The following is a 24,222-nucleotide window of genomic DNA, read 5'->3' as shown; positions in this document are numbered from 1 at the left end:
CCGCATTGATCGGCGCAAGAAGCTAGCATTGCAGTCAATGCATTCATCGCCGGCTTTGGAGGTGAAGATGGCGACCCTGACGATTCGTGACTTCGATGACGAACTCAAAGCAGCATTGCGGGTGCGCGCGGCGCAACGGGGTCGGTCGATGGAAGCCGAAGTGCGGGAGATCCTGCGCACCGTGCTGACGCGTCCGTCGTCGGATCAAGGGATGGGGACCCGGATTCGGCAGCGTTTCTTCGACGAGAACGCCGAAATCGAACCGCCGCCTCGCGTCGAGCGCCCGCGAGCCGCGGAGTTCGGCAGATGATCGTTCTCGACACCAATGTCATATCTGAGTTGATGCGAAAGTCGCCACCGCTCGAAGTTGTTCGGTGGGTCGACGCATTCGACGCAGCCGATGTGTTCGTGACCGTGGTGACTGCTGCCGAATTGATGTACGGCGTCGCGCGGTTGCCCGCGAGTCGCCGCAAAGAGCGGTTATCGGTAAAAGTCCGCGCGCTACTGGCCGATGATTTCGCCGATCAGGTACTGCCCTTCGATGCGCCGGCAGCCATCCAGTACGCGGATATCGTTGCATCCAGGGAGCGGTCCGGGCGGCCCATCAGTATGGCCGATGCGCAGATTGCCGCAATCTGCCGGCAATGGAGCGCCGGCGTGGCCACGCGCAACGTCGCCGACTTCACCGAGACGGGCATCGACGTGGTCGATCCATGGCACGCCGCTTGACGAGTGCCTGAATCCGGTGCAAGCGATCCCGGCCAGTCAGGTCACCAGTACACGCCCGGCACCAGCCGCACCGCCCGCTTGAGTGGCCGGGGCACCCGCACTCGGGGGATCGTCCGGGACGGCCGCTTCGGGCGACGCCGGACAGATTGCACCGCAACGGGTTCGGCCGGCTCCACGCCGCGCGCGGCGGCCGAGTCCGGGTAACCGAGGTAGACCTGGTGCAGCATCCGGCGGGCCAGCCCGGGGGTGACGTAGTTACCGGCCTCGGCCAGCGTGCCCAACGGGGTGTCGATCCGGTCCGGCTTCTCGACCAGGCCGCGCACCACCATGGCCGCGGCGTGCTCGGCACTGATCGCCCCGACCGGGAGCAGCTTTTTCGACGGCGTGATCATCGGAGTGGCTACCAGCGGCATGTGGATGGTGGTGAACGTGATGTGGTCCGACAGCGTCTCGGTGGACACCACATCGGCGAACGCATCCAGCGCCGCCTTGGTCGGCACGTACGCGCTGTACTTCGGGCTGTGCGCCAGCACTCCCTCGCTGGAGACGTTGACGACATGCCCGAATCGGCGTTCTCGCCAGTGCGGCAGCAGCGCCAGCACCATCCGCACCGCGCCGAAGTAGTTGACCGCCATCGTGCGCTCGTAGTCGTGCAGCCGGTCGGTGGAGCCGGTCACCGAGCGGCGGATCGACCGGCCGGCGTTGTTCACCAGGTAGTCGACGTGGCCGAACCGGCCCAGGATGTCCTTGATGGTGTGCTCCACCGACGCCGAATCGGTGACATCGCAGGTGAACGCGTGGGCCTGCCCGCCTTCGGCGCGGATCTCAGCCACCAGCTCGTCGAGCGCGGAACCGCTGCGGGCCAGCGCGAAGACCACACCGCCGCGCCGCGCGACGGCGATCGCCGAGGCCCGGCCGATGCCGCTGGACGCCCCGGTGATCACGACGTGCCGACCCACCAGCGGCCCGGCCGGGTCGTCGCGGCGGGCGCGGTCGGGATCGAGGTGCGTCGCCCAGTAGCGCCACAGCCCCGGCGCGTAGTCGGCGAAGTCGGGAAGCTCGACGGTCCCCTTCAGTGCGGCCCGGGTGGCGTCGGCGATGAACGTCGGCCGCAGGTTCACCAGGTCGAGCACCTCGGCGGGCAGCCCCAGTTGGGTGGCGATCATGTTGCGCCACACCCGCGCCCGTCCGCCGACGTTGAGCACCGGGGCGGCCAGCGCGCCCGGCAGCTTGGCGCGCAGTCGCGGCAGTCCGGCCTCGCGCGCGACGGCCCGGTAGATGTCGGGCAGCCCGATGGATTTCGGCGAGGTCAGGTGGAAGGTGCGCCCGTCGTACCCGTCGGCGTGCATCAGCTCCACCAGCGCGTCGACCACGTAGTCGACCGGGACGACGTTGGTGCGCCCGGTGTCGGGCAGGGCCATCGGGGTGAGCCCGGGCAGCGCTGCGAGCTTGGCCAGCAGCGGGAAGAAGTAGTACGGCCCGTCGACCTTGTCCATCTCACCGGTGCGCGAATCGCCCACCACCACCGCCGGCCGGTACACCCGGTACCGCAGTCCCGGCGTCGAGCGCACCAGCTGTTCGGCCTCGAACTTGGTCTGGTGGTACGGGGTGGGCAACCCCTGGCCGATGTCGAAGTCATCTTCGGTGAACTCGCCGTGGTAGTCGCCGGCCACCGCGATCGACGACACGTGCGACAAGGTGGCATCCAGGCGCTTCGCTAGCCCGATCACCGCGCGGGTGCCCTCGACATTAGTCGCCTGCTGCTCGGCCGCACCCGCGGTGATGTCGTAGATCGCCGCGCAGTGCAGCACGTGATCGATGTCGCCGAGTTCGGCGATGTCGGCGTCGCTGAGCCCCAGGTTCTCCGCCGTCAGGTCGCCGACCAGCGGCTTTACCCGCTCGCCCCACGCTTGACCGTTCTGCGAGGCCAGGGCCTCGAAGCGGCCCAGCGACGCGCGCCGCACCAGCACCCACACCTGCGCGTCGGGACTGTGCTCCAGAATCCGGGCCACCGCCCGTCGTCCAATAAACCCGGTACCGCCGGTAACGACATAACGCATGCGGACATCGTGGTCGCTCACGGCCGCCACGTCAACAGGACACGTCAACCGGGCGGCGAGGGCGGATCAGAACGCGCGAATTCCGTCCCAGTCCACCAGTTTCCAGCCGGTGCCCGGGCTTCCGGTGAGCACCACCCGGCCGTTGTTGGGCAGCGGGTGGTCGGTCATCAGCTCGTCGCGGGCATTCTTGACGTTCATCAGCGTCCACGTCATGATCGACGCCCCGTGCGTGAAGGCCACCGGCAGTTTGTCACCGGTCGCGTAGATCTGCTGCACCGCGGCGCTGAACTCCTCGTTGAACTGGTTGCCGTCGATCGAGCCGGGGATGGCGGCGGTCCGATCACCGCGGATCCAGGCCATCGGCGCGAGCAGATATGGCGTGCCGACAATCGCCACGGCTTTGTCGTCGAACCAGCCGGCACCGATCTCCTGCAGGCCGGGCAGGACCTGCACCTGCAGGCCCAACTCGCGGGCCAGCGGGGCGGCGGACTGCTGGCTGCGGGCCATCGAGGAGGCGAAGACGCCGTCGAAGTGGTTGTGCGAGAGCTGTTTCGAGAGCTCCTCCGCCTGCGCACGGCCCTTCTCGGTCAGGCCCGGGCCGGGCACCGAGGTGTCGAGGACGCCGGCCGCGTTGGCCTCGGACTCGGCGTGACGGATCAGTGTCAGGGTGATGGTGCGGGGCTGCGGTGGCCCCGAACAGCCTCCGAGTACCAGAACCGCGGCCAGTGCGGCCGCTGTCATTGCGAGTACGGCCCCGAAGCGTCTACCCAAATTCCCCATGGCGACAGCCTGCCGTGTTCATGGTGCGATCGGAGCGGGTTCTGCTGAAATGGTCGTGATCCCCGGCCCGAATAGGAGACCTCATGGCACTGGACCCGACAGCCATCGGCGTGACCACCGATCCCGTTCTGGTCGAGTGGACCGACCGCGACACCATGCTGTACGCGCTCGGGGTCGGAGCCGGCACCGCCGATCTGGCCTTCACCACCGAGAACAGTCACGACATCGCTCAGCAGGTGCTGCCCACCTACGCCGTCATCTGTTGCCTGGGGTTTGCCGCCGCCGGCAAGATCGGCACCTTCAACCCGGCGCTGCTGCTGCACGGTTCGCAGGAGGTGCGACTGTTCGCGCCGTTGCCCGCCGCCGGAAGCCTGCAGGTGGTCGCCGAGGTGGCCGACATCCAGGACAAGGGCGAGGGCAAGAACGCCATCGTGATGCTGCGGGCGCGCGGCAGCGACCCCAAGACCGCGCAGCCGCTGGTCGAGACGCTGGTGACGGTGGTGATCCGCAAGGCCGGTGGCTTCGGCGGCGAGCCGGGACAGCGTGCGGTGGCCCCGGAGATCCCTGAGACGCAACCGGATTCGCGCACCGCGTACCCGACGCGGGAGGATCAGGCACTGCTCTACCGGCTCTCCGGCGACCGCAATCCGTTGCACAGCGACCCGTGGTTCGCCACCACGCTGGCCGGATTCCCCCGGCCGATCCTGCACGGGCTGTGCACCTACGGATTCGCCGGGCGGGCGCTGGTCGCCGAACTCGGTGGCGGCGACGCCGGCCGGATCAGCGCGATCGCGGCGCGGTTCACCGACCCGGTGTTCCCGGGGGAGACGCTGACTACCTCGATCTGGCGCACCGAGCCGGGTAAGGCGGTGTTCCGCACCGAGGCTTCCGGTCCCGACGGCACCAACGCCCGAGTGGTGCTTGACGACGGTTCAGTGGAGTACCGGGCCTGAGCAGTCCATTTCTGCCCCAGTTGGCACTGGATTCACGGGAAAACGATTCCGGCGACGAGGACGACGACGAGCCCTAACCGGGTTCGTTGCTAGGCGTCCTCTTTGGCCATCCGCAGTCCGGTGGCCAGGCCGTCGACCCAGATCGACACCATCAGCTCCACCACCGGCGGATGGTTCGACGGCATGAACATCTTGGTGAGCTTGCCGACACGAGCGTGGGCGAGCCTCTGGAAGTCTCGGTCGTCGAGCTCGGGGAACTCCAGGTACTCGCTGCCGATCTGCGCGGTCTCAGCGGCGGTGTAGGCGTCCATGACCCCATCCGATCAGGCGCGCCACTGCCAGAGAAGGGGCGGAAGTCCCCAGCCGCTACTCCGCGAGCCGGTCGGCCAGCCGAGCGGTGAACTCGGCCACCTGCGCCGGACTGTCCAGTGCGTATCTGGCGGCGGTGGCGCGATCGCCATCGTCGTTGTGCCGCACGATGATCCCGACACCCGCCACTTCGTTCACCGCATCGAAGGCGTCCTCGTCGGTGATGTCGTCGCCGAGAAAGACGGGCGTCACCGGGCCGTCTCCGGCCAACCGGTCCAGTATCCAGCGCAGTGTGCGGCCCTTGTCCCAATCGATCTCCGGGCGCAGCTCGATCACCTCGCGGCCGGTGGTGACCCGCAGGCCACGACGCCGGCCCGTGTCGCGCACCGCGGCCAGCACCTCGCCGACCCGATCCCGGGCCGCATTGCGGTAGTGCACCGCGACGGCATACCGCTTGTGCTCCACCATGACTCCCGGGATCGCGCCCAGCTGATCGTGCAGAGAACCGGCCGCGGCCGACAGCAGGAGCACCGCGCTCGTGGCGGCGTCGTTCTGGTGATGGGTGCCGTCCGGCCCGGTCATCTCAAAGCCGTGACTGCCGGCGTACCAGATCCCGTCCAGGCCCACCCGCGCCCGCACGTCGGCCAGGTCGCGACCGGACAGCACCGCCACCGGACACCGAGCGGCCAACGCGGACAACGCATCCACTGCACCGTCCACCGGCCGGGCCGCACCCGGATCATCGACGATGTCCGACAGGGTGCCGTCGAAGTCGAAGAAAACCGCCGGGTGGGAGAGCTTCGTCAGCGCGGTCGTCGCATTCGGCAATGCTGACATCGGCCGGTCCCCGGTACGCACCGCAATCCGGTCCGCGGCATCCACGCGAACGTCCCCGTCGTCGCACCCCACCCCGATCACCCATGCGAATCCGGCGCTGCGCGCATCGATTGCACACGGCCCGGCGTCGGTCACCACCACGCACCGACCCGGAAGCACAGCCAACCGGGCGGCGGCGGGCCGCAGGTCCGAACTGGCCGACACCGGCGCGACGCGCACGCCGGCCCGCTGCAACTTCTCGGCGAGTGCCGCCGGTACGCCACCAGCGAGACAGAACAGCACGGCGTCGTGGCGACGGGGGTCGATCGTGACGGGCATGGCGGACATAGCCACCACGGTGTCACACCATTAGCGTGGAGGCATGAAGCCCGCAATCCTGGTCGGTGTGGACGGATCGCCGTCGTCGGTCGCGGCGGTCGAGTGGGCGGCGCGCACCGCCGCCCTGCACAACATGCCGCTGGGTCTGATTCATGTGCTGGCGCCGCAGGTGGTGATGACGTTTCCCGAGACGCCGATGCCGCCCGGTTACACCGAGTGGCAGCGCGAACAGGGCGAACGCTACCTGCGCGATGCGGTCAGCCGCGCCGAGGCGCTGGTCCCCGAGCAGTCGATCGAGGCGCAGACCGTCGTCGGCTCGACGGTGCCGACGTTGGTGGACATGAGCCGTGAGGCGATCCGGCTGGTGGTCGGGTCCCGTGGACACGGCCGGTTGCGGCGCAGCCTGCTCGGGTCGGTCAGCTCGTCACTGGTGCGGCATGCGCACTGCCCGGTTGCGGTCATCCACGAGGGGCATCCATGTCCCCCCGAGGCACCGGTGGTGGTCGGTATCGACGGCTCCCCGGTGTCGGAGGCCGCGACGGCGCTGGCTTTCGAAGAGGCGTCGCTGCGCGGTGTGGAGCTGGTGGCGGTGTACGCCTGGCATGACACCGGGATGCTCGACTTCCCCGGAATCGACACGGCCGCAATGGCTTCCGACGGCGAACTAGCGCTGGCCGAGCGGCTGGCCGGCTGGCATGAGCGCTACCCGGATGTCACCGTGCGTCGGGTGGTGGTCGGTGACCGGCCGGCCGATCAACTCATCGAGCGATCGCAGGAGGCCCAGCTGGTGGTGGTGGGCAGTCACGGTCGCGGCGGCTTCACCGGAATGCTGCTGGGTTCGGTCAGCCTGGCGGTGGTGCAGTCGGCGCATGCGCCGGTGCTGGTGGTGCGCCCGGCCTCATGAGGCCGACAACCGTCAGCCGACGGGTACCTGGTCGCTCGCCGGCAGCGAAGCCGCCTGCTGCGCAGCGGGACTCGGCCTGATCCACACCCGCTGTGGCCACCAGAACCAACGTCCCAGCAGCGCGGCGATCGACGGCGTCATGAACGACCGGATCACCAACGTGTCGATCAGCAGGCCCAGGCCGATGGTGGAGCCCACCTGGCCGATCACCTTCAGGTCGGAGACCATCATCGACATCATCGTGAACGCGAACACCAGGCCCGCCGAGGTGACGACGGAGCCACTGCCGCCCATGGCACGGATGATGCCGGTCTTGAGCCCGCCGTGCAGCTCCTCCTTCATCCGGGAGACCAGCAGCAGGTTGTAGTCCGAACCGACCGCCAGCAGGATGATCACCGACATCGCCAGCACCATCCAGTGCAGGTGCAGGCCGATGATGTGCTGCCAGATCAGCACCGAGATGCCGAACGAGGTGCCCAGCGACAGCAGCACGGTGCCGACGATCACCGCCGAGGCCACCACGGCGCGGGTGATCAGCAGCATGATGATGAAGATCAGGCACAGCGACGCGATGCCGGCGATGATCAGGTCCCAGGCGGAGCCGTCCTTCATGTCTTTGAACATGGCCGCGGTGCCGGCCAGGTAGACCTTGGAGCCCTCCAGTGGGGTCCCCTTGAGCGCCTCGTGCACGGCGTGCTTGATCGGCGCGATGTGGCTGACGCCCTCCGGGGACATCGGGTCGCCTTCGTGGCTGATGATGAACCGCACCGCATGCCCGTCGGGCGACAGGAACATCTTCATGCCGCGCTTGAAGTCGGGGTTGTCGAACGCCTCGGGCGGCAGGTAGAACGAGTCGTCGTTCTTGGAGTCGTCGAACGCCTTGCCCATGGCGTTCTGGCCCTCGATCATCTTTTGCATCTGCAGCTGCATGCCCTCCTGGGAGGCCTGCATCTCCAGCTGGGTCTTCTGCATGTTTTCCATGGTCTTGATCATCGGCGGCATGATCTCGAGCATCCGCGGCATCAACCGGTCGAGGTTGTCGATGTCGGGTAACACCAGCTCGAAATCCTCGGTCATCTGGTCGATGCCGTCCATCAGGTCGAAGATCGACCGGATCGAGTGGCAGATCGGGATGTCGAAACAGTGTGGCTCCCAATAGAAGTAGCTGCGCATCGGCCGCCACATGTCGTCGAAGTCGGCCATCTCGTCGCGCATGTTCTGGATGTCGGCGAGCATCTTGTGCATCTTGGTGGCCATGCTGTGGGTGGTCGCAGACATCTCGCGGGTGACTTCGAGCATCGCCTTCATGCTGTCGACGGAGACCTTCATGTCCTCGGCCATTTTCAGCATCTTCTTCATGCTGTCGAGCTGGTACTTCATGTTCAGCTGCTGGGTGGTGCCCTGCATGCTGATCGCGAACGGGATCGTGGTGTGCTCGATCGGCGTGCCCAGCGGCCGGGTGATGGTCTGCACCCGCCCGATGCCCGGCACCTCGAAGACTCGTTTGGCGATCCGGTTGATGACCAGGAAGTCGGCCGGGTTGCGCATGTCGTGATCGGTCTCGATCATCAGCAGCTCGGGGTTCATCCGGGCCTGGGAGAAGTGCCGGTCCGCGGCGGCGTAGCCGATGTTGGCCGGCACGTAGTCCGGCAGGTACATCCGGTCGTTGTAGTTGGTCTCATACCCCGGCAGGGTGAGCAGTCCGACCAGACAGACCGCCGTGGTGGCCACCAGCACCGGCCCGGGCCAGCGCACGATCATCGCGCCGATCCGCCGCCAGGTACGAATCCGCATGGCCCGCTTGGGTTCCAGCATGCCGAAGCGGCTGGCCACCGCCACCACCGCGGAGCCGAAGGTGAGCGCGGCGACGACCACGACCAGCATGCCGATCGCCAGCGGAATGCCCAGCGACCGGAAATAGGGCAGCCGGGTGAAGTGCAGACAGAAGGTTGCTCCGGCGATGGTCAGGCCCGATCCCAGGATCACGTGCGCGGTGCCGTGATACATGGTGTGGAACGCCGACTCCTTGTCCTCGCCGAGCGCTCGCGCCTCCTGATAGCGGCCCAGCAGGAAGATCGCATAGTCCGTCGAGGCGGCGATGGCCAGTGTCACCAGCAGGTTCACCGCGAACGTCGACAGGCCGATGATGTTGTAGAAGCCGAGGACGGCCACCACGCCGCGGGCGGCGCTCAGCTCGAAGACCACCATGCCCAGCACCAGCAGCACCGTGCCGATCGATCGGTAGATGGACAGCAGCATCGTGATGATCACGACGAACGTCAGTGCGGTGATGATCTTGAGGCTCTTGTCGCCGGCGATGTGCTGATCGGCGTTGAGTGCGGCCCCACCGGTGACGTAGGCGTGCACCCCCTCGGGGGCCGGGGTATCGGCGATGATCTTCTGGACGGCCTCGACCGACTCGTTGGCCAGCGTCTCGCCCATGTTGCCGGCCAGGTACACCTGCACGTAGGCGGCCTTGCCGTCCGGGCTCTGCGAGCCGGCCGCGGTCAGCGGGTCACTCCAGAAGTCCTGGATGTGCTCGACGTGGGTGTGGTCGGCGGTGAATTTCTTGACCAGTTCGTCGTAGTAGTCGTGTGCCGCGTCACCGAGTGGCTGGTCGCCCTCGATCACCACCATCGCCGAGCTGTCGGACTTGAACTCCTCGAAGGTCTTGCCGATGCGCATCATCGCGACCATCGACGGAGCGTCCTTGGGGGCCATCGACACCGCGCGCATCTTCCCGACTTCGTCGAGCTGCGGCACGATGACATTCACCAGCACGGTGAGCCCGAGCCAGACCAGGATGATCGGTACCGCCAGCCGGCGGATCCACGCCGGGATGCCGCCGCGCTTGGGCTGTGGGGACACCGTCAGCGTGTCGGTCGGGGCGTCGGCATCGGGGCCGGTGTGTTTGCTCATGCGGATTTCACAATGCAGAAGGTCTGGGCGCTCACCGGGCCGGTGGCGATTCGTTCGTCTTTGACCACGCCGTCGATGGTGACTCGGCAACCGATGGTGGCGCCGTCACCCTGGGCGACGATATTGGGGCTCACCGCCGGGTTGGTGGTCGACAGGGTCAGTGACCACGGCAGGCCGGCGCCGTCGACCCGCTGCGGGGTGGCGTCGAGGTCTAGGTAGTTGATGTCGGCGTAGGTCCCATCCGGGCTGAAGATGTCGTAGACCACGACCTTGGGGTGAAACGGCTTGGTGTCCTCGAACGGGGCGGCGCTGCTGCCGCTGTCGTCGGCGCCGAAATAACCGCGAACCCGCTGCACGACGAATCCTCCCACCAGCAGGACAAGCACGATGAGCAGCGGTAACCACGCACGTTTGACAAGGCCGAACATCAAGAATGCCTTTCGAGGTGGTGTGCCGAATCTGACACAGATTAGTGCATCAAAGTTCTTCTCGACACCCAACTTCAAGCATATCGCACACATGTTCGATAAATTGGGGGGTGTGAGTTGGGGTTACGGGCCGCCGAGCTGGGCGGAAATGGAACGTGTTCTAGATGGTAAGCCTCGTCACACCGGTGTGTCGGCCGGTGTGTCGGCAGATCGCGCCCCGTCGGCCCCACCGCAACGCGAACAGTATCGGCCGCCTTCCCTGGTTGTGCCCTACGCCGAGCTGCACGCGCACTCGGCGTACAGCTTCTTGGACGGGGCCAGCACCCCGCAGGAGCTGGTCGCCGAGGCCGTCAGGCTGGGCCTGCGGGCCATCGCGCTGACCGACCACAACGGCCTGTACGGGGTGGTGCGGTTCGCCGAGGCCGCCAAGGAACTGGAGATCGGCACCGTCTTCGGCGCCGAGCTGTCGCTGGGGCAGGTTGCGCGCACCGAGGGGCCCGACCCGCCCGGGCCGCATCTGCTGGTGCTGGCCCGCGGCCCGGAGGGCTATCGGCGGCTGTCGCGGCAGATCGCCGCCGCGCACCTGGCCGGCGAGAAGGGCAGGCCGCGTTTCGACCTGGACGCATTGACCGACGCGGCCGGCGGGCACTGGCACATTCTGACCGGGTGCCGCAAAGGTCACGTCCGCCACGCGCTGGCCACCGGCGGCCCGGACGCGGCGGCCGGCGCGTTGGCCGACCTGGTGGACCGGTTCGGCGCCGGGCGGGTCAGCGTGGAGCTGACCCGGCACGGCGATCCCTGCGACGACGAGCGCAACGCGGCGCTGGCCGCACTGGCGCCCCGGTTCGGGGTGGGGTTGGTGGCCACCACCGGCGCCCACTTCGCCCGGCCGGATCGGGGCCGGTTGGCGATGGCGCTGGGTGCGGTGCGGGCACGTCAGTCGCTGGACTCCGCCGCCGGCCGGCTCGCCCCGCTGGGCGGTGCGCATCTGCGTTCCGGTGCGGAGATGGCCCGGCTGTTCGCGCCGTACCCGGCGGCGGTGCCGGCGGCGGCCGAACTCGGCGAGCAGTGTGCGTTCTCGCTGGCGCTGATCGCCCCGCGGCTGCCGCCGTTTGCCGTTCCCGACGGACACACCGAGGACAGTTGGCTTCGGCGCCTGGCGCTGGCCGGAGCCATGGAGCGCTACGGCCCGCCCGAACGCGCACAGGCCGCTTATACGCAGATCGAGCGTGAGCTGGAAGTCATTGCCCAGCTGGGCTTTCCAGGCTATTTCCTGGTGGTGCACGACATCACCCGGTTCTGCCGGCGCAGTGACATCCTGTGCCAGGGCCGGGGGTCGGCGGCCAATTCCGCGGTCTGTTACGCCCTCGGTGTCACCGCGGTGGATCCGGTGGCCAATGAGCTGTTGTTCGAACGGTTCCTGTCGCCGGCGCGCGACGGCCCACCCGACATCGACATCGACATCGAGTCGGATCGCCGCGAAGAGGTGATCCAGTACGTCTACGACAAATACGGCCGCGACCACGCCGCCCAGGTTGCCAACGTCATCACCTACCGGGGCCGCAGCGCCGTGCGGGACATGGCCCGCGCGCTGGGGTACTCGCCCGGGCAGCAGGACGCCTGGAGTAAGCAGCTGAGCCGGTGGGGGGCGGCTGATCGTTCCGAGCTGGACGGTGTCCCCGACCCGGTGATCGAGCTGGCCGCCCAGGTCGCCGACCTGCCCCGGCATCTGGGTATCCACTCCGGCGGCATGGTGATCTGCGACCGCCCGATCGCCGACGTGTGCCCGGTGGAGTGGGCCCGGATGCCCGGCCGCAGCGTGCTGCAGTGGGACAAAGACGACTGTGCGGCAATCGGATTGGTGAAGTTCGACCTGTTGGGCCTGGGGATGCTCTCCGCGCTGCACTACGCGATCGACCTGGTGGCGCAGCACAAGGGCATCGAGGTGGACCTGGCGGCGATCGACCTGTCGGAGGCGGCGGTCTATGAGATGTTGGCCCGCGCCGACACGGTCGGGGTGTTCCAGGTGGAGTCGCGCGCGCAGATGGCCACCCTGCCGCGGTTGCGGCCGCGGGTGTTCTACGACCTGGTGGTGGAGGTGGCACTGATTCGTCCCGGGCCGATACAGGGTGGATCGGTGCACCCCTACATCCGTCGCCGCAACGGCATCGACCCGGTGGCCTACGAACATCCGTGCATGGCGCGGGCGCTGCGGAAAACCTTGGGAGTGCCGCTGTTTCAGGAACAACTGATGACACTGGCGGTGGACTGCGCCGGATTCACCGCCGGCGAGGCCGACCAGTTGCGCCGGGCGATGGGCTCCAAGCGGTCTCCGGAGCGGATGCGCCGGTTGCGGGACCGGTTCTACGACGGCATGGCGCAGTGCCACGGCATCACCGGAGCGGTGGCGGACCGGATCTACGAGAAGCTGGAAGCCTTTGCCAATTACGGGTTTCCGGAGAGTCACGCGATGAGCTTCGCGTCGCTGGTGTTCTACTCGGCCTGGTTCAAGCTGCACCATCCGGCGGCGTTCTGCGCAGCACTGCTGCGGGCGCAGCCGATGGGTTTCTATTCACCGCAGTCGCTGGTCGCCGACGCCCGCCGGCACGGGGTCTTGGTGCACGGGCCGGACGTCAACGCCGGCCTGGCGCACGCCACGCTGGAACACGACGGCATGCAGGTCCGGCTCGGGCTGGGTGCGGTGCGCGGTATCGGTGTGGAGCTGGCCGAGCGAATGGTGGCCGACCGCCAGGCGCACGGGCCGTTTGCGTCGATGCTGGATCTGACTGCCCGGGTTCAGCTTTCGCCTTCGCAGGCCGAGGCGCTGGCCACCGCCGGGGCGTTCGGCGGCTTCGGCATGTCGCGTCGTGAGGCGCTGTGGACGGCCGGGGCTGCGGCGGCCCAGCGGCCGGACCGGTTGCCCGGGGTGGGGGTGCCGTCACACACTCCGGCACTGCCCGGGATGGGCGAGATCGAGTTGTCGGCCGCCGACGTGTGGGCCACCGGGGTCTCCCCGGACAGCTACCCGACCCAGTTCCTGCGGGCCGACCTCGACGCCGCCGGGGTCATCCCGGCCGAGCAGTTGGCCGGCGTCCCCGACGGCACCCGGGTGCTGGTGGCCGGGGCCGTGACACACCGGCAGCGGCCGTCGACCGCCCGCGGGGTCACGTTCATCAACCTCGAGGACGAGACCGGGATGGTCAACGTGCTGTGCACGCCGGGGGTGTGGGCGCGACACCGTCGGCTCGCGCAGACCGCGGCGGCCATGCTGATCCGTGGCCGGGTGCAGAACGCCAGCGGAGCGGTCACCGTGCTGGCCGATCGGCTGGGTGCCCTCGAGTTGGCGGTGGGGTCGCGATCCCGGGACTTCCGGTGACGCCGGCCGATTAAGCTCTGCAGAGCATGTATACGGCCGGTCGAATCAGCGGAATCTGGCGTTACCCGGTGAAATCCATGGCCGGACAACGCGTCACCGCCGCCGGGGTCGGCAAACTGGGCCTCCACGCGGACCGGACCTGGGCGGTCCGCGACCTGGAGAAGAATGCCACCACCAGCGCCAAGCGCCTGGCGGGGCTGCTGTTGTGCACAGCGCGGTATGCACTGCCGCCGCCACCGGAAGCCGGACCCGGCCACGCGCCGGAGGTACTCATCGGATTTCCCGACGGCAGCGAGATATCCAGTTCCGACCCGAAAGTCCACGCCGCGCTCTCCTCCTACCTCGACCGAGACGTCGAACTGCGGCCGTTGCCACCGATCGAGGACCGCGATCAGTATCGCGGGACGATGGCGAACCCGGCTGACCTGCATGACTACTTCGGCCTCGACGCCGACGAGCCGCTGCCGGATCTGTCGATGTTTCCGGTCAAGAAACTCGCCGAGCTGAGCCGCTACATCACGCCGGTCGGCAGCTATGTCGATGCCTATCCGGTGCACGTGATCACCGAGCAGACCCTAGCCACGATGACCGGGCTGACACCCGGCTCCGACTTCGACGTCCGGCGCTTTCGTCCCACGATCCTGGTCGACGCGACTACTACCCCTGCCGGGCATCCGGAGAACGATTGGTGTGGAGGCACATTGCACGCGCCGCTGGCCGCCCTCAAACCACTGCTGCCCACCGTCCGCTGCGTGATGCCGTCGCACGCCCAGCGGGAGTTGAGCCGCGACCGGCAGATCACCCGCAGCGTCGCCGCACACACCGATCATTGCCTCGGCGTCTACGGGACAGTTATCCGGAATGGGGAACTGCGCGAGGGAGATCCGCTTGATTTCGTCCCGTCGGATCGGTCGATGCTGGCCGCCACCGCCGGAGCCGGCGTCAAGCGGGTCAAACGCCTGCTGATGAAGGCGGGCACCACGGCGATATCGCGCGGAGTGAAACTCCAGCAGAATTAGCAGCTAGCCTGCACAGATGAACCTCAACCTGTCCGCCGACGAAGTACTGACCACCACCCGATCGGTACGCAAGCGACTTGATCTGGACAAACCGGTACCGCGCGAGGTGCTGATGGAGTGCCTGGAGATCGCGCTGCAGGCACCCACCGGATCCAACGCGCAGGGTTGGCAGTGGATGTTCATCACCGACCCGGTCCGCAAGCAGGCGATCGCCGACATCTACCGCGCCAACGCCCTGCCCTACCTGGACCGGATGCGGCCCGACTACGGCCAGGGCGACGTGCGCAGTGAGCGGATGGACTTGGTCAGCGGCTCGGCGAAGTATCTGGCCGAGGTCCTGCAGGAGGTGCCGGTGCTGATGATCCCGTGTCTGGAGGGCAAGCCGGAGACGGGGTCGCTGGGGTTCAGCGCGTCGTTCTGGGCGTCGCTGTTCCCGGCGGCGTGGAGCTACTGCCTGGCGCTGCGCAACCGCGGGCTGGGTTCGTGCTGGACGACGTTGCACCTGCTCGGGGACGGCGAGCGCCAGGCCGCCGAGGTGCTCGGCATCCCCTACGACGACTACAGCCAGGGCGGGCTGTTCCCGATCGCCTACACCAAGGGCACCGACTTCAAGCCGGCCAAGCGGCTGCCGGCCGACCAGGTGGTGCACTTCGATACCTGGTAACCCGCCACTGTTCTCGCCGAGGGTGCACAAACGTCCCCCCTCACCTCGGGACATACCGGACGCTTCTGCACGCTCGCGGGAGAGGGGGAGGGCAGGGGCTTAGATCCCGCCGGCGAACCCCTGCTGGCGCCACGCCTCATAGACCGCGACCGCCGCGGCGTTGGACAGGTTCAGTGACCGCCGCCCGGCCAGCATCGGGATTCGCACCTGCGCGGTGATGTGCGGGTCTGCCAGCGTCGCCTCGTCCAGACCAGTGGGTTCGGGACCGAACATCAACACGTCGTCGGGGGAGTAGGCCACCTCGTTATACGGGGTTTTCCCACCCGCGGTGAACGCGAACACCCGGGCCCCACTCGATACGCCCAATGCCTCCCACGCCGCCGGCAGTGACGTGTGTACCCGCACCCAGGCCAGATCGTGATAGTCCAGCCCGGCTCTGCGCAGCTTCGGCTCGGACAGATCAAAGCCCATAGGTTCCACCAGATGAAGCTGGGCGCCGGTGGCCGCCACCATCCGAATCGCATTGCCGGTATTGGGTGGAATGCGGGGCGAATAGAACAGCACCCTGATCATCTGTCGATGATGTCAGCCCGCTTCTCGGTTTGCTCCACCGGAGTTCGTCAAGACACGCGATGGTCTCGAAAAGTGTTCTGTTCAGTAAATATTCTGGTCAGGCCTGCGGCCGACTGGCATACTCGTCGAATTGCCATGCCGCAATTCACGCCCCCTGCCAAAACGAGTTGCGGCGCCCCGGAAATCCGATGAATGAGGCGCAGACGGTGACATTCAGCCGAGCGGCCGGTGTGCCGACCGCCGAGCGATGACGCTCTTCGACCACCCGGATCGGGTAGACGCTGCTCCCGACGACCCAGCTGATGACGAGCCGGAAGTCGTTGCGGGCAGGCGTCCCTCGCGATGGTCTGTGCGCAACTGGCCGGTGCGGTGGAAGGTACTGGCGATCGGGTTGCTGCCGATGCTGCTGGCCGGATTCTTCGGTGGACTGCGGGTGTCGGGTGAATTCACCGAAGCCAACCGGCTCCGGCTGGTCGCCGACCGCGCCGAGATGATCCCGGCGATCACCAATTACATGTCGGCACTGGGCGATGCGTTGGTGGCCAGCTCGTCGGACGGCGACGCCGAAGGTGCGAAGAAGAACTTCGAGAACCGTATGTTCGAGCTGCAGTCCCGCCTGGCGCACACCGATCTGGCGACCGACGTCCGCTCCGGGGTGGGCACGCTGATCGAGCGCGGCCAGGGCCTGCTGGATGCGGTGTCGGCGATCGGCGTCGGCCTGCGTGAAGAGGTGACCGGCTACGCGCCGATCCTGCTGACCGCCGAGGATGCCATCGTCGGGTCGGTGCGTCTGGACAGTGAGCGGATCCGGGCGCAGACCGAGGGCCTGAGCCGGGCGGTCGGTGCCCGCGGCCAGATGATGATGCAGGAACTGCTGGTCAACCGGGGCGGCGAGCTTCCCGACCCGGAGTTGCGCAGCTCAATGATGACCCTGGCCGGCACCGAGCCGTCCACGCTGTTCGGGATGACGGAGGTGCTCGGCGTCGACTCCCCGGACGTCAAGAGTCTGCAGCAGCAGCTGGTGACCCGGATGGCGATCATGTCCGATCCCGAACAGGTGCTGCCCAACAATCCGGTGCTGCGCGAGTCGATCCACACCACCGACCAGATCGCAGCCCGGGTGATCACCGAGAACACCGGGGCGGTCACCAAGGCACTCGAGGACCGCGCCGCCGACCGGCGAGCCGCCGCGATCCGCGACATCGCGTTGTCGCTGGCCGCATTCATCGCAACGCTGGTGGTGGTGGGCCTGGTGGCGCGCTCACTGGTGCGGCCGCTGCGTACCCTGCGCGACAGCGCGTTGCAGGTCGCCCACACCGACCTCGAGCACGAGATCGCACGGGTGCGCGCCGGGGACGAACGCGCCCCGGATCCACTGCCGGTCTACACCTCCGAGGAGGTCGGCCAGGTCGCCCACGCTGTCGACGAACTGCATGCCCAGGCGCTGCTGCTGGCCGGTGACGAGGCCCGGCTGCGGCGACTGGTCAACGAGATGTTCGAGACGATGTCGCGGCGCAACCGGTCGCTGGTCGATCAGCAGCTGGCCCTCATCGACCGCCTGGAGCGCAACGAGGACGACCCGGACCGGCTGGAGAGCCTGTTCCGGCTGGACCACCTCGCGGCCCGGATGCGGCGCAACGGTGCGAACCTGCTGGTACTGGCCGGGGCGCGGGTGCCGCACGAGCGCGGCCGGGCGACGCCGCTGGCCACCCTGATCAATGCCGCCGCCTCGGAGGTGGAGGGCTATCACCGGGTGCAGACCGTCCTGGTGCCCGACATCACCGTGATCGGCCCGGCTGCGGCGGACGCCATTCACCTGCTCGCCGAACTGATCGACAACGCCCTGCGGTATTCGGCGCCGACGGAGCCGGTGCGGGTGGTCGCCGGATTCGAGAACGACGGCGGTGTGGTGGTCGAGGTCGTCGACGTCGGGTTGGGGATGACCGACGCCGATCTCCGGATGGCCAACATGCGACTGGCGGCCGGGGGGGAGTTCAGCCCGGAGAACGCCCGGCACATGGGCCTGTTCGTGATCTCCCGGCTGGCGCACCGCCACGGGATCGAAGTTCGGCTGTTCCCGGCGTCGCAGGGGTCGCGGGGGATCACCGCCGAGATCTATCTGCCGCCGCACCTGCTGACGACCGCTCCGGCCGAAGAGGAACCTGCGCCGACGCAGTGGCCGGCGGTCGACATGACCCCCCCGGTGGCTCCGGTGGCCCCGCCGGTGCAGCTGCAAGCCCAGCCCGAGCAAGCCCAGCCCGAGCAGCACCGGGAGCCGCCAGAAGCCTGGGACACCGGCGCGGGCCCCGTCGTCACGCTGCTGCCCCGTCGTACCCCGGGTTCCAGCGGAATCACCGGCGCGCCCGCCGAACAGCCGCAACAGTGGGTGCACGATCGACAGCCCGCCCCGCAACCCGAGCCCGAAGTCGAGCCGGCTGTCGAAAAATATTCTCCCGCAGACACTTCGGCATACTTCGGGGCCAGAGAGCGTGCCGTTCGAGGCCTCGAAGGCGACCTCGAACCCGACACCGGTTCGGAGGCCGAACCCGACACCGGCACCATCTACCAACTGATGCTCTCCGAGTCGTTGGCCAACGACCCGAACGAGCCGGGCCTGCGCGCCGACCTGGACTGGCAGTCGGTGTGGGACCGCGGCTGGTCGGTGGCCGCCGAGGTGGAGAACGTGCCGGTCGTCGCGCACACCGAGCACGGCCTGCCGGTCCGCGAGCCCGGTGCTCGGCTGGTGCCGGGCTCGGCCGAACCCGACGACCCACCGCGGGACGTGGACTCCGATACCCCGACGCGCCGTGACGACACCGACGAACCGGTAGCATCCAACGGCGAACCCCACCGGCCCGCCCACGAGGCACCGGAACGGGATCCCGCGGCAATCCGCGCCTCGATGAGTAGCCACTTCGGTGGCGTGCGGGCTGCGAGATCGCATGCCCGGGAGAACGGCCTCTACACCGACCAGGGATCTGAGCAGCAATGACTTTCCCCACTGACAACAATGACCAGCGGCGTAGCCCCGAGGGCTCATTGGACTGGCTGGTTTCCACCTTCGCCCGTGACGTACCCGGGGTGTCGCACGCGGTGCTGGTCTCGGTCGACGGCCTGACGGTGGCTGCCAGTCAACACCTGCCCCGGGATCGGGCCGATCAGCTGGCCGCAGTGGCGTCCGGACTGGCCAGCCTGGCCTCAGGCGCCGCCCAGTTGTTCGAAGGCGGCCGGGTGCTGCAATCGGTGGTGGAGATGGAGAACGGCTACCTGCTGCTGATGCGGGTCGGCGACGGCTCGCACCTGGCCGCGCTGGCGGGTTCCTCCTGCGACATCGGCCAGATCGGCTACGAGATGGCGGTTCTGGTGGAGCGGGTCGGCGCGGTGGTGCAGTCCATGCGCCGGTCGGCTTCGGCGCCGGGTGGTCGACCGTGAGGCGCCGGTGAATGGTGATGGATATTCCCGAGCAGCCGGAGATTGAGGCCAGCCTGGTTCGGCCCTACACGCTGACCGCCGGCCGGACCCACACCGACGTCAGCCTTCCGCTGGAGGCGCCGGTGCAGACCGAGCGGCGCGCCCAGCCCAACCAGTGGCCGGTCAGCGACCCGCGCGGCCGAATCGTCGAACTGTGCCAGGTGGGGCCGTCGATCGCCGAGATCTCCGCGCGCCTCGACCTGCCGCTGGGCGTCGCCCGGGTGCTGGTGGGCGATCTGGTCAGTTCGGGATTCCTTCGGGTGCGCCCGACGCTGACCGAGAAGTCCACCGGGGACGAACGCCGTGAACTGATAGGAAGGACGCTCCGTGGCCTACGAGCGCTCGGCTAGCCGCGACGCCACCTCGACCAAGATCGTGATCGCGGGCGGGTTCGGGGTCGGCAAGACCACGTTCGTCGGCGCCGTCTCGGAGATCATGCCGCTGCGAACCGAAGCACTGGTCACCGACGCCTCGGCGGCCGTCGACACCCTGGAGTCCACGCCGGACAAGCGAACCACCACGGTGGCAATGGATTTCGGCCGCATCACCCTGGCAGACGATCTGGTGCTCTACCTGTTCGGCACGCCCGGCCAGCGGCGTTTCTGGTTCATGTGGGACGACCTGGTGCGCGGGGCGATCGGCGCGATCATCCTGGCCGACTGCCGCAGACTGCAGGACAGCTTCGCCGCGGTCGACTTCTTCGAGCACCGCAATCTGCCGTTTCTGATCGCGGTCAACGAATTCGACGGTGCGCCACGCTATCCCGCCTCCGCGGTGCGCAAGGCGCTGGCGTTGCCGGAGCACATCCCGGTGATCGCCGTCGATGCGCGCGACCGGCGTTCGGCCCGCGATGCGCTGATCGCGATCAGCGAGTACGCCCTGGACAGCCTGGCAACACCCGGTTGAGCGACGCGCGGGGTGAACGCTGAGCTCAGCGCTTGAGCCGGATCTTCCACCACACCACAGTGGTGTAGAACACCGACAGCAGCGCGAGCATCCCCATGTCGAAGAACCAGATGCCCTTGCTGTGTTTCCACAGGCCGTCCTGGGGGATCTGCTTGACCTGGACCGCCGGGGTGCAGCCGTCGGGCACCGCCGGCTCGGGGTTGGCGGCAGTGGGCAGCGGCATACAGCCCTTGGGCATGTCGTCGTGGTGCAGCAGGGTGTTGAAGTCGATCGTCGAGGCACCCGCGGCATAGCCCCACCGGCTGGGCGTCACCCACGACACCTGATCGAGCCCCAGGCGCCCGGTGACCGGGATCATGCCGCCCCCGAGCACCAGCTGCGACATGATCGAGACCACCAGCATCGGCATGATCTGCTCGTTGGAGTTGGCCAGCGACGACAACGTCAGCCCGAGGATGGCCGAGGCCACGCAGGTGGCGGCCACGGTGAGGAAAAGCGCGAAGCTGGCACTGCCGAACAGCGGATCCGGCGGGTTGGGCCCCTTCTTTCCCAGCAGCACGATGGCGGTCGCGATCGCCGACTGGGCAACCGCGAACGCACAGAACACCGCGACCTTGGCCAGCAGATATGCAATGGTCGACAGGCCGACCGCCTGTTCTCGTTTGAAGATCGGGCGTTCACCGATCAGGTCACGGATGGTCAGCGCGGTGCCCATGAACACCGCGCCGAGATTGAGCAGCACCATGATGTACTGCGGTTCGGTGGGTGCATCCAGCCCCGGCATCTGAAGCCCGTGCTTGCCCTTGACCGTCAACGACAGCGCGCCGACCAGGAACGGCAGTATCCCCAGGAAGATCGAATAGCCCCGGTCGGAGACGATCAGCCGGACCTGGCGTCGTGCGATGGTCGACAGCTGTTTTCGCAGACTCTCCGGCGGCGGGCTGCCCAGGTCGGCCGGCGGCGTGGCCGGCACATGCGCGGCGCCCGACTCGTTGCCGGTGCGGGCCAGGAACCGCCGGTTGGCCTCGTCGGGGTCGGCGCCGACGTTGGCGAAGATGTCGGCGTAGTTGTCGGCGCCCATCGCCGCGAACACCTCTTTGGGCGGCCCGCTGAACGCGGTCTTGCCGCCGGGGGCCACCAGCAGGATCTGGTCGCACACATCCAGGTAGGACACCGAGTGGGTGACCACCATGACCACGCGGCCGGCGTCGGCCAGCCCGCGCAGCATCAGCATCACCTGGCGGTCCAGCGCCGGGTCCAAGCCTGAGGTCGGCTCGTCGAGCAACAGCAGTGACGGGCCGGTCAACAGCTCCAGGGCCACCGATGCACGTTTGCGCTGACCGCCGGAGAGCTTGTCCACCCGGGTATCGGCGTGCTTGGTCAGCTCCAGCTCTTCGAGCACCTGGGCCACCGCCCGGTCCCGGTCGGCCTTGGTGCTGTCCGGCGGAAGCCGCAGCTCGGCGGCGTACCCCAGGGCCTGATTGACGGTGAGCTGCCGGTGCACCACGTCGTCCTGCGGCACCATCCCGATCCGGCTGCGTAGCGAGGCGTACTCGGTGTGGATGTTGTGACCCTCGAAGGTGACCGTGCCGCTGGTGGGCTTGGTGTAGCCGGCGATCAGTCGTGACAGCGTCGTCTTACCGGCACCCGAACCGCCGATGATCGCGGTCAGTGTGCCCGGCCGCGCGGTCAGCGTGATGTTGTTGAGCAGTCGCTTACCGCCCTCGACGTCGAAGCAGACGTCGCGGACTTCAAGCCCACCGGACTTCGACGCGGCTTCGGTGCGGCGCAGCAGGGTTCCGCCGGTGAACTCCAGGTCGACGTTGCCGATCGTGACAACGTCGCCCTCGGTAAGGATCGCCGAGCCGATCCGGACGCCGTTGACGAACGTTCCGTTGATGCTTCGGCTGTCGCGGATCTCGGTGCCCAGCGGGGTCGAGATCAGCATCGCGTGCTGGCGGGAGGCCAGCACGTCGGAGATCACGATGTCGTTGTCGGTGGACCGGCCGATGGTCAGCGCACCGGCCGGTGCCTGCGGCGGCGAAGCCGACCCGGGCCGCAGGATGTCGATCATCCGGGTGGCGATATTGCCGGCCTCCGGCGGTTTGGCGGCCACCGGCGCCATCCGGGTCGCGGGCTGCCGGGGTGGGAACGGCTCGACCGGCGGCTGGGCCGGCGGCCGGTAACCGGGACGCAGCGCGGAATCCGCGCCCGGGTAGGGCGGCTGCTGCGGAAACGGCGGCGGGCCTTGCCGATAGGGCGCGGGCTGGCGGGGGTCCGGGTACTGCGCGGTCGGGTGCGGCGAAGGCGGGGGAGAGGCCGCCCAGTTCTGCTGTGGCGGGCGGGCGATACCGGGCTGGGGAACGTGGATCGAGACGGTCTGCGGGGGCCGGCCGGCCTGCCCCTGGTGCCGCCCCACCTCGAAGGACACCCGGGGCCCGTCCGGGTTGCCCAGGTTGATGCTCGCACCGTCGCGGATGTCGACGACCGGCAGCCGCTGGCCGTTGACGTAGATGCCGTTCAGGGAGCCGTTGTCGATCCCCAGCCATCGCCCCTGCTCGAAGCGCAGCAGCAGGTGGGCGCGGGAGACCAAGGGGTGCGGGATGCGGATGTCGGCGCGCAGGTCGCGTCCGATGACCACGTCGTGGCCTGCGGAGAACGTGCCCTGCGACCCGTCGTAGCGCACGGTCAGCACCGGCGGGGCTGGGTGACTCATCGGATCAACTTTAGCGCGAGGGTGTGCTCAATCAGCGCAGGGAACCGGCGCAGCGAATCAGTGCACTGAATCCGGGGCACCGGTGACCGGGCAGTAGGTGCGCCGATAGATCGTCGGCATGCACTGGTTGCAGTGGATGCACTCCGAGCGGGTCGCCGGGTCGGCGGCGATCTTGTTGATCAGGTCGGGTTCGGCCAGCAGAGCGCGGGCCATCGCGACGAACTCGAACCCCTCCGACATGGCCAGATCCATGGTCTCGCGGTTGGTGATGCCGCCCAGCAGGATCAGCGGCATGGACAATTCGGCGCGGAACAACCGGGCGTCCTCGAGCAGGAAGGCGTCGCGGTAGGGGTAGTTCCGCAGAAACTTGTTGCCGGTCATCCGCATCCCCCAGCTCAGCGGGGGCTTGAAGGCCTTGGCGAACTCCTTGACCGGGGCGTCGCCGCGGAACAGGTACATCGGGTTGACCAGGGAGCTGCCGGCGGTCAGTTCCAGAGCGTCGAGGCCGCCGTCGTCCTGCAGCCACTTGGCGGTGGTCAGCGATTCGTCGAGGCTGATGCCGCCGCGCACGCCGTCGGCCATGCTCAGCTTCGCCGTCACCGCGATCTGCCCGCCCACCGCTGCGCTGACGGCCTGCACGATCCCGCGGGCGACCTTGGCGCGGTTGGCCAGCGAGCCGCCGAACTCATCGGAGCGCCGGTTGATCAGCGGGCTAAGGAACGAACTGGCCAGGTAGTTGTGACCCAGGTGGATCTCGACGGCGTCGAAGCCGGCGTCGAGCGCGAACCGGGCGGCGTCGGCGTGCTGCTTGGTGACTTCGGCGATGTCGTCGCGGTCGGCCTTCTTGGCGAAACGCATCCCGATCGGGTTGAAGAACCGCACCGGCGCCAGCGCCCGGGCCTTGTTGGAGCGTGCGTCGGCGACCGGGCCGGCGTGGCCGATCTGCGCGCTGACCGCGGCACCTTCGGCATGGATGGCGTCGGCCAGCCGGCGCAGCCCCGCGACCGCCTCCGGGCGCATCCACAGCCCGTCGCCGGAGGTACGGCCGCCGGGGGCGACCGCGCAGTAGGCGACGGTGGTCATCCCGACCCCGCCGGCGGCGACCACCCGGTGGTACTCGATCAGGTCATCGGAGACCAGCGCGCCGGGCGTGCGGTTCTCAAACGTTGCCGCCTTGATGGTCCGGTTCCGCAGGGTGATCGGACCCAGCTTGGCGGGGCTGAACACGTCGTGAGAAGAAGACATGTCGGGCAGCCTACG

General features: G+C 68.2%; 20 protein-coding genes. 11 read left to right on the top strand and 9 right to left on the bottom strand.

Annotated features, from left to right (window positions below; all coding sequences use genetic code 11):
- Window positions 1-37: 37 nt before the first annotated feature.
- Together K6T84_RS14795 and K6T84_RS14790 are read left to right on the top strand one after the other, a co-directional pair.
- Window positions 38-310, top strand: coding sequence for a FitA-like ribbon-helix-helix domain-containing protein (locus tag K6T84_RS14795; RefSeq protein ID WP_225400522.1), 273 nt, complete (start codon window positions 38-40; stop codon window positions 308-310).
- Entirely contained in the window at window positions 307-729 is a 423-nt protein-coding gene (locus K6T84_RS14790; protein WP_224862274.1) for a type II toxin-antitoxin system VapC family toxin, read from the top strand. Before K6T84_RS14795 ends, K6T84_RS14790 begins: the two co-directional genes overlap by 4 nt.
- Before the next feature lie 41 nt (window positions 730-770).
- On the opposite strand, the gene K6T84_RS14785 is transcribed toward K6T84_RS14790, so the two are convergent.
- Together K6T84_RS14785 and K6T84_RS14780 are read right to left on the bottom strand one after the other, a co-directional pair.
- Window positions 771-2,789: an SDR family oxidoreductase gene (locus tag K6T84_RS14785; RefSeq protein ID WP_225400521.1), complete on the bottom strand. Its 2,019-nt coding sequence runs from the start codon at window positions 2,787-2,789 to the stop codon at window positions 771-773.
- A gap of 66 nt (window positions 2,790-2,855) precedes the next feature.
- A complete protein-coding gene (locus K6T84_RS14780) occupies window positions 2,856-3,530 on the bottom strand; it encodes a histidine phosphatase family protein (protein ID WP_224862269.1) in 675 nt (224 codons plus the stop codon).
- Window positions 3,531-3,652: 122 nt separating this feature from the next.
- Between K6T84_RS14780 and K6T84_RS14775 the strand changes: the two genes are divergently transcribed.
- Complete coding sequence (locus K6T84_RS14775) at window positions 3,653-4,522, top strand: MaoC/PaaZ C-terminal domain-containing protein (protein WP_224862267.1); 870 nt, start codon at window positions 3,653-3,655, stop codon at window positions 4,520-4,522.
- 89 nt (window positions 4,523-4,611) lie between these two features.
- Here K6T84_RS14775 and K6T84_RS14770 read toward each other — a convergent pair whose 3' ends face one another.
- Window positions 4,612-4,833: a hypothetical protein gene (locus tag K6T84_RS14770; RefSeq protein WP_224862265.1), complete on the bottom strand. Its 222-nt coding sequence runs from the start codon at window positions 4,831-4,833 to the stop codon at window positions 4,612-4,614.
- Between the two features lie 55 nt (window positions 4,834-4,888).
- On the bottom strand, window positions 4,889-5,986 hold the full coding sequence (gene otsB / locus K6T84_RS14765; protein WP_225402045.1) for a trehalose-phosphatase: 1,098 nt from the start codon (window positions 5,984-5,986) through the stop codon (window positions 4,889-4,891).
- A 43-nt stretch (window positions 5,987-6,029) separates the two neighbouring features.
- On the opposite strand from otsB, the gene K6T84_RS14760 reads away from it, so the two are divergent.
- On the top strand, window positions 6,030-6,890 hold the full coding sequence (locus K6T84_RS14760; protein ID WP_224862263.1) for a universal stress protein: 861 nt from the start codon (window positions 6,030-6,032) through the stop codon (window positions 6,888-6,890).
- Window positions 6,891-6,902: 12 nt separating this feature from the next.
- On the opposite strand, the gene K6T84_RS14755 is transcribed toward K6T84_RS14760, so the two are convergent.
- Entirely contained in the window at window positions 6,903-9,809 is a 2,907-nt protein-coding gene (locus tag K6T84_RS14755; RefSeq protein ID WP_224862261.1) for an MMPL/RND family transporter, read from the bottom strand.
- Entirely contained in the window at window positions 9,806-10,237 is a 432-nt protein-coding gene (locus K6T84_RS14750; RefSeq protein ID WP_224862259.1) for an MmpS family transport accessory protein, read from the bottom strand. Before K6T84_RS14750 ends, K6T84_RS14755 begins: the two co-directional genes overlap by 4 nt.
- A gap of 112 nt (window positions 10,238-10,349) precedes the next feature.
- Between K6T84_RS14750 and K6T84_RS14745 the strand changes: the two genes are divergently transcribed.
- From K6T84_RS14745 to K6T84_RS14735, 3 genes are read left to right on the top strand one after another with little or no spacing between them, the layout of a single operon-like run.
- Window positions 10,350-13,613 carry an error-prone DNA polymerase gene (locus K6T84_RS14745; RefSeq protein WP_225400520.1) on the top strand — a complete coding sequence of 1,088 codons (3,264 nt, stop codon included), beginning with the start codon at window positions 10,350-10,352 and terminating at the stop codon, window positions 13,611-13,613.
- 26 nt (window positions 13,614-13,639) lie between these two features.
- Window positions 13,640-14,632: an MOSC domain-containing protein gene (locus K6T84_RS14740; protein WP_224862255.1), complete on the top strand. Its 993-nt coding sequence runs from the start codon at window positions 13,640-13,642 to the stop codon at window positions 14,630-14,632.
- A gap of 16 nt (window positions 14,633-14,648) precedes the next feature.
- On the top strand, window positions 14,649-15,296 hold the full coding sequence (locus tag K6T84_RS14735; RefSeq protein ID WP_224862253.1) for a nitroreductase family protein: 648 nt from the start codon (window positions 14,649-14,651) through the stop codon (window positions 15,294-15,296).
- 99 nt (window positions 15,297-15,395) lie between these two features.
- Here the strand turns inward: K6T84_RS14735 and K6T84_RS14730 are convergent, their stop codons facing one another.
- Window positions 15,396-15,869: a tRNA (cytidine(34)-2'-O)-methyltransferase gene (locus tag K6T84_RS14730; protein WP_224862251.1), complete on the bottom strand. Its 474-nt coding sequence runs from the start codon at window positions 15,867-15,869 to the stop codon at window positions 15,396-15,398.
- Window positions 15,870-16,116: 247 nt separating this feature from the next.
- On the opposite strand from K6T84_RS14730, the gene K6T84_RS14725 reads away from it, so the two are divergent.
- The 4 genes from K6T84_RS14725 to K6T84_RS14710 are packed head-to-tail and all read left to right on the top strand — an operon-like array spanning window position 16,117 to window position 20,246.
- Complete coding sequence (locus K6T84_RS14725) at window positions 16,117-18,861, top strand: ATP-binding protein (protein WP_225400519.1); 2,745 nt, start codon at window positions 16,117-16,119, stop codon at window positions 18,859-18,861.
- Complete coding sequence (locus tag K6T84_RS14720; protein ID WP_224862247.1) at window positions 18,858-19,301, top strand: roadblock/LC7 domain-containing protein; 444 nt, start codon at window positions 18,858-18,860, stop codon at window positions 19,299-19,301. Before K6T84_RS14725 ends, K6T84_RS14720 begins: the two co-directional genes overlap by 4 nt.
- Before the next feature lie 17 nt (window positions 19,302-19,318).
- Window positions 19,319-19,690 carry a DUF742 domain-containing protein gene (locus K6T84_RS14715; RefSeq protein WP_408066116.1) on the top strand — a complete coding sequence of 124 codons (372 nt, stop codon included), beginning with the start codon at window positions 19,319-19,321 and terminating at the stop codon, window positions 19,688-19,690.
- Complete coding sequence (locus tag K6T84_RS14710) at window positions 19,668-20,246, top strand: GTP-binding protein (protein ID WP_224862243.1); 579 nt, start codon at window positions 19,668-19,670, stop codon at window positions 20,244-20,246. Before K6T84_RS14715 ends, K6T84_RS14710 begins: the two co-directional genes overlap by 23 nt.
- A 25-nt stretch (window positions 20,247-20,271) precedes the next feature.
- On the opposite strand, the gene K6T84_RS14705 is transcribed toward K6T84_RS14710, so the two are convergent.
- Together K6T84_RS14705 and K6T84_RS14700 are read right to left on the bottom strand one after the other, a co-directional pair.
- Window positions 20,272-22,962 carry an ATP-binding cassette domain-containing protein gene (locus K6T84_RS14705; protein ID WP_224862241.1) on the bottom strand — a complete coding sequence of 897 codons (2,691 nt, stop codon included), beginning with the start codon at window positions 22,960-22,962 and terminating at the stop codon, window positions 20,272-20,274.
- A 57-nt stretch (window positions 22,963-23,019) separates the two neighbouring features.
- On the bottom strand, window positions 23,020-24,207 hold the full coding sequence (locus tag K6T84_RS14700) for an NADH:flavin oxidoreductase (protein WP_224862239.1): 1,188 nt from the start codon (window positions 24,205-24,207) through the stop codon (window positions 23,020-23,022).
- Window positions 24,208-24,222: the final 15 nt, after the last annotated feature.

It is taken from the genome of Mycobacterium zoologicum, assembly GCF_020181635.2.
Lineage (GTDB): Bacteria > Actinomycetota > Actinomycetes > Mycobacteriales > Mycobacteriaceae > Mycobacterium > Mycobacterium zoologicum.
This window is presented reverse-complemented; position numbering and strand designations above follow the sequence as displayed.

Coding starts and splice junctions, on each gene's coding strand:
- K6T84_RS14720 (WP_224862247.1), top strand. CDS start 18,858: ATGACTTTCCCCACTGACAACAATGACCAGCGGCGTAGCCCCGAGGGC.
- K6T84_RS14755 (WP_224862261.1), bottom strand. CDS start 9,809: ATGAGCAAACACACCGGCCCCGATGCCGACGCCCCGACCGACACGCTG.
- K6T84_RS14790 (WP_224862274.1), top strand. CDS start 307: ATGATCGTTCTCGACACCAATGTCATATCTGAGTTGATGCGAAAGTCG.
- otsB (WP_225402045.1), bottom strand. CDS start 5,986: ATGCCCGTCACGATCGACCCCCGTCGCCACGACGCCGTGCTGTTCTGT.
- K6T84_RS14760 (WP_224862263.1), top strand. CDS start 6,030: ATGAAGCCCGCAATCCTGGTCGGTGTGGACGGATCGCCGTCGTCGGTC.
- K6T84_RS14750 (WP_224862259.1), bottom strand. CDS start 10,237: ATGTTCGGCCTTGTCAAACGTGCGTGGTTACCGCTGCTCATCGTGCTT.
- K6T84_RS14705 (WP_224862241.1), bottom strand. CDS start 22,962: ATGAGTCACCCAGCCCCGCCGGTGCTGACCGTGCGCTACGACGGGTCG.
- K6T84_RS14715 (WP_408066116.1), top strand. CDS start 19,319: ATGGATATTCCCGAGCAGCCGGAGATTGAGGCCAGCCTGGTTCGGCCC.
- K6T84_RS14700 (WP_224862239.1), bottom strand. CDS start 24,207: ATGTCTTCTTCTCACGACGTGTTCAGCCCCGCCAAGCTGGGTCCGATC.
- K6T84_RS14725 (WP_225400519.1), top strand. CDS start 16,117: ATGACGCTCTTCGACCACCCGGATCGGGTAGACGCTGCTCCCGACGAC.
- K6T84_RS14780 (WP_224862269.1), bottom strand. CDS start 3,530: ATGACAGCGGCCGCACTGGCCGCGGTTCTGGTACTCGGAGGCTGTTCG.
- K6T84_RS14795 (WP_225400522.1), top strand. CDS start 38: ATGCATTCATCGCCGGCTTTGGAGGTGAAGATGGCGACCCTGACGATT.
- K6T84_RS14730 (WP_224862251.1), bottom strand. CDS start 15,869: ATGATCAGGGTGCTGTTCTATTCGCCCCGCATTCCACCCAATACCGGC.
- K6T84_RS14775 (WP_224862267.1), top strand. CDS start 3,653: ATGGCACTGGACCCGACAGCCATCGGCGTGACCACCGATCCCGTTCTG.
- K6T84_RS14770 (WP_224862265.1), bottom strand. CDS start 4,833: ATGGACGCCTACACCGCCGCTGAGACCGCGCAGATCGGCAGCGAGTAC.
- K6T84_RS14735 (WP_224862253.1), top strand. CDS start 14,649: ATGAACCTCAACCTGTCCGCCGACGAAGTACTGACCACCACCCGATCG.
- K6T84_RS14785 (WP_225400521.1), bottom strand. CDS start 2,789: ATGCGTTATGTCGTTACCGGCGGTACCGGGTTTATTGGACGACGGGCG.
- K6T84_RS14740 (WP_224862255.1), top strand. CDS start 13,640: ATGTATACGGCCGGTCGAATCAGCGGAATCTGGCGTTACCCGGTGAAA.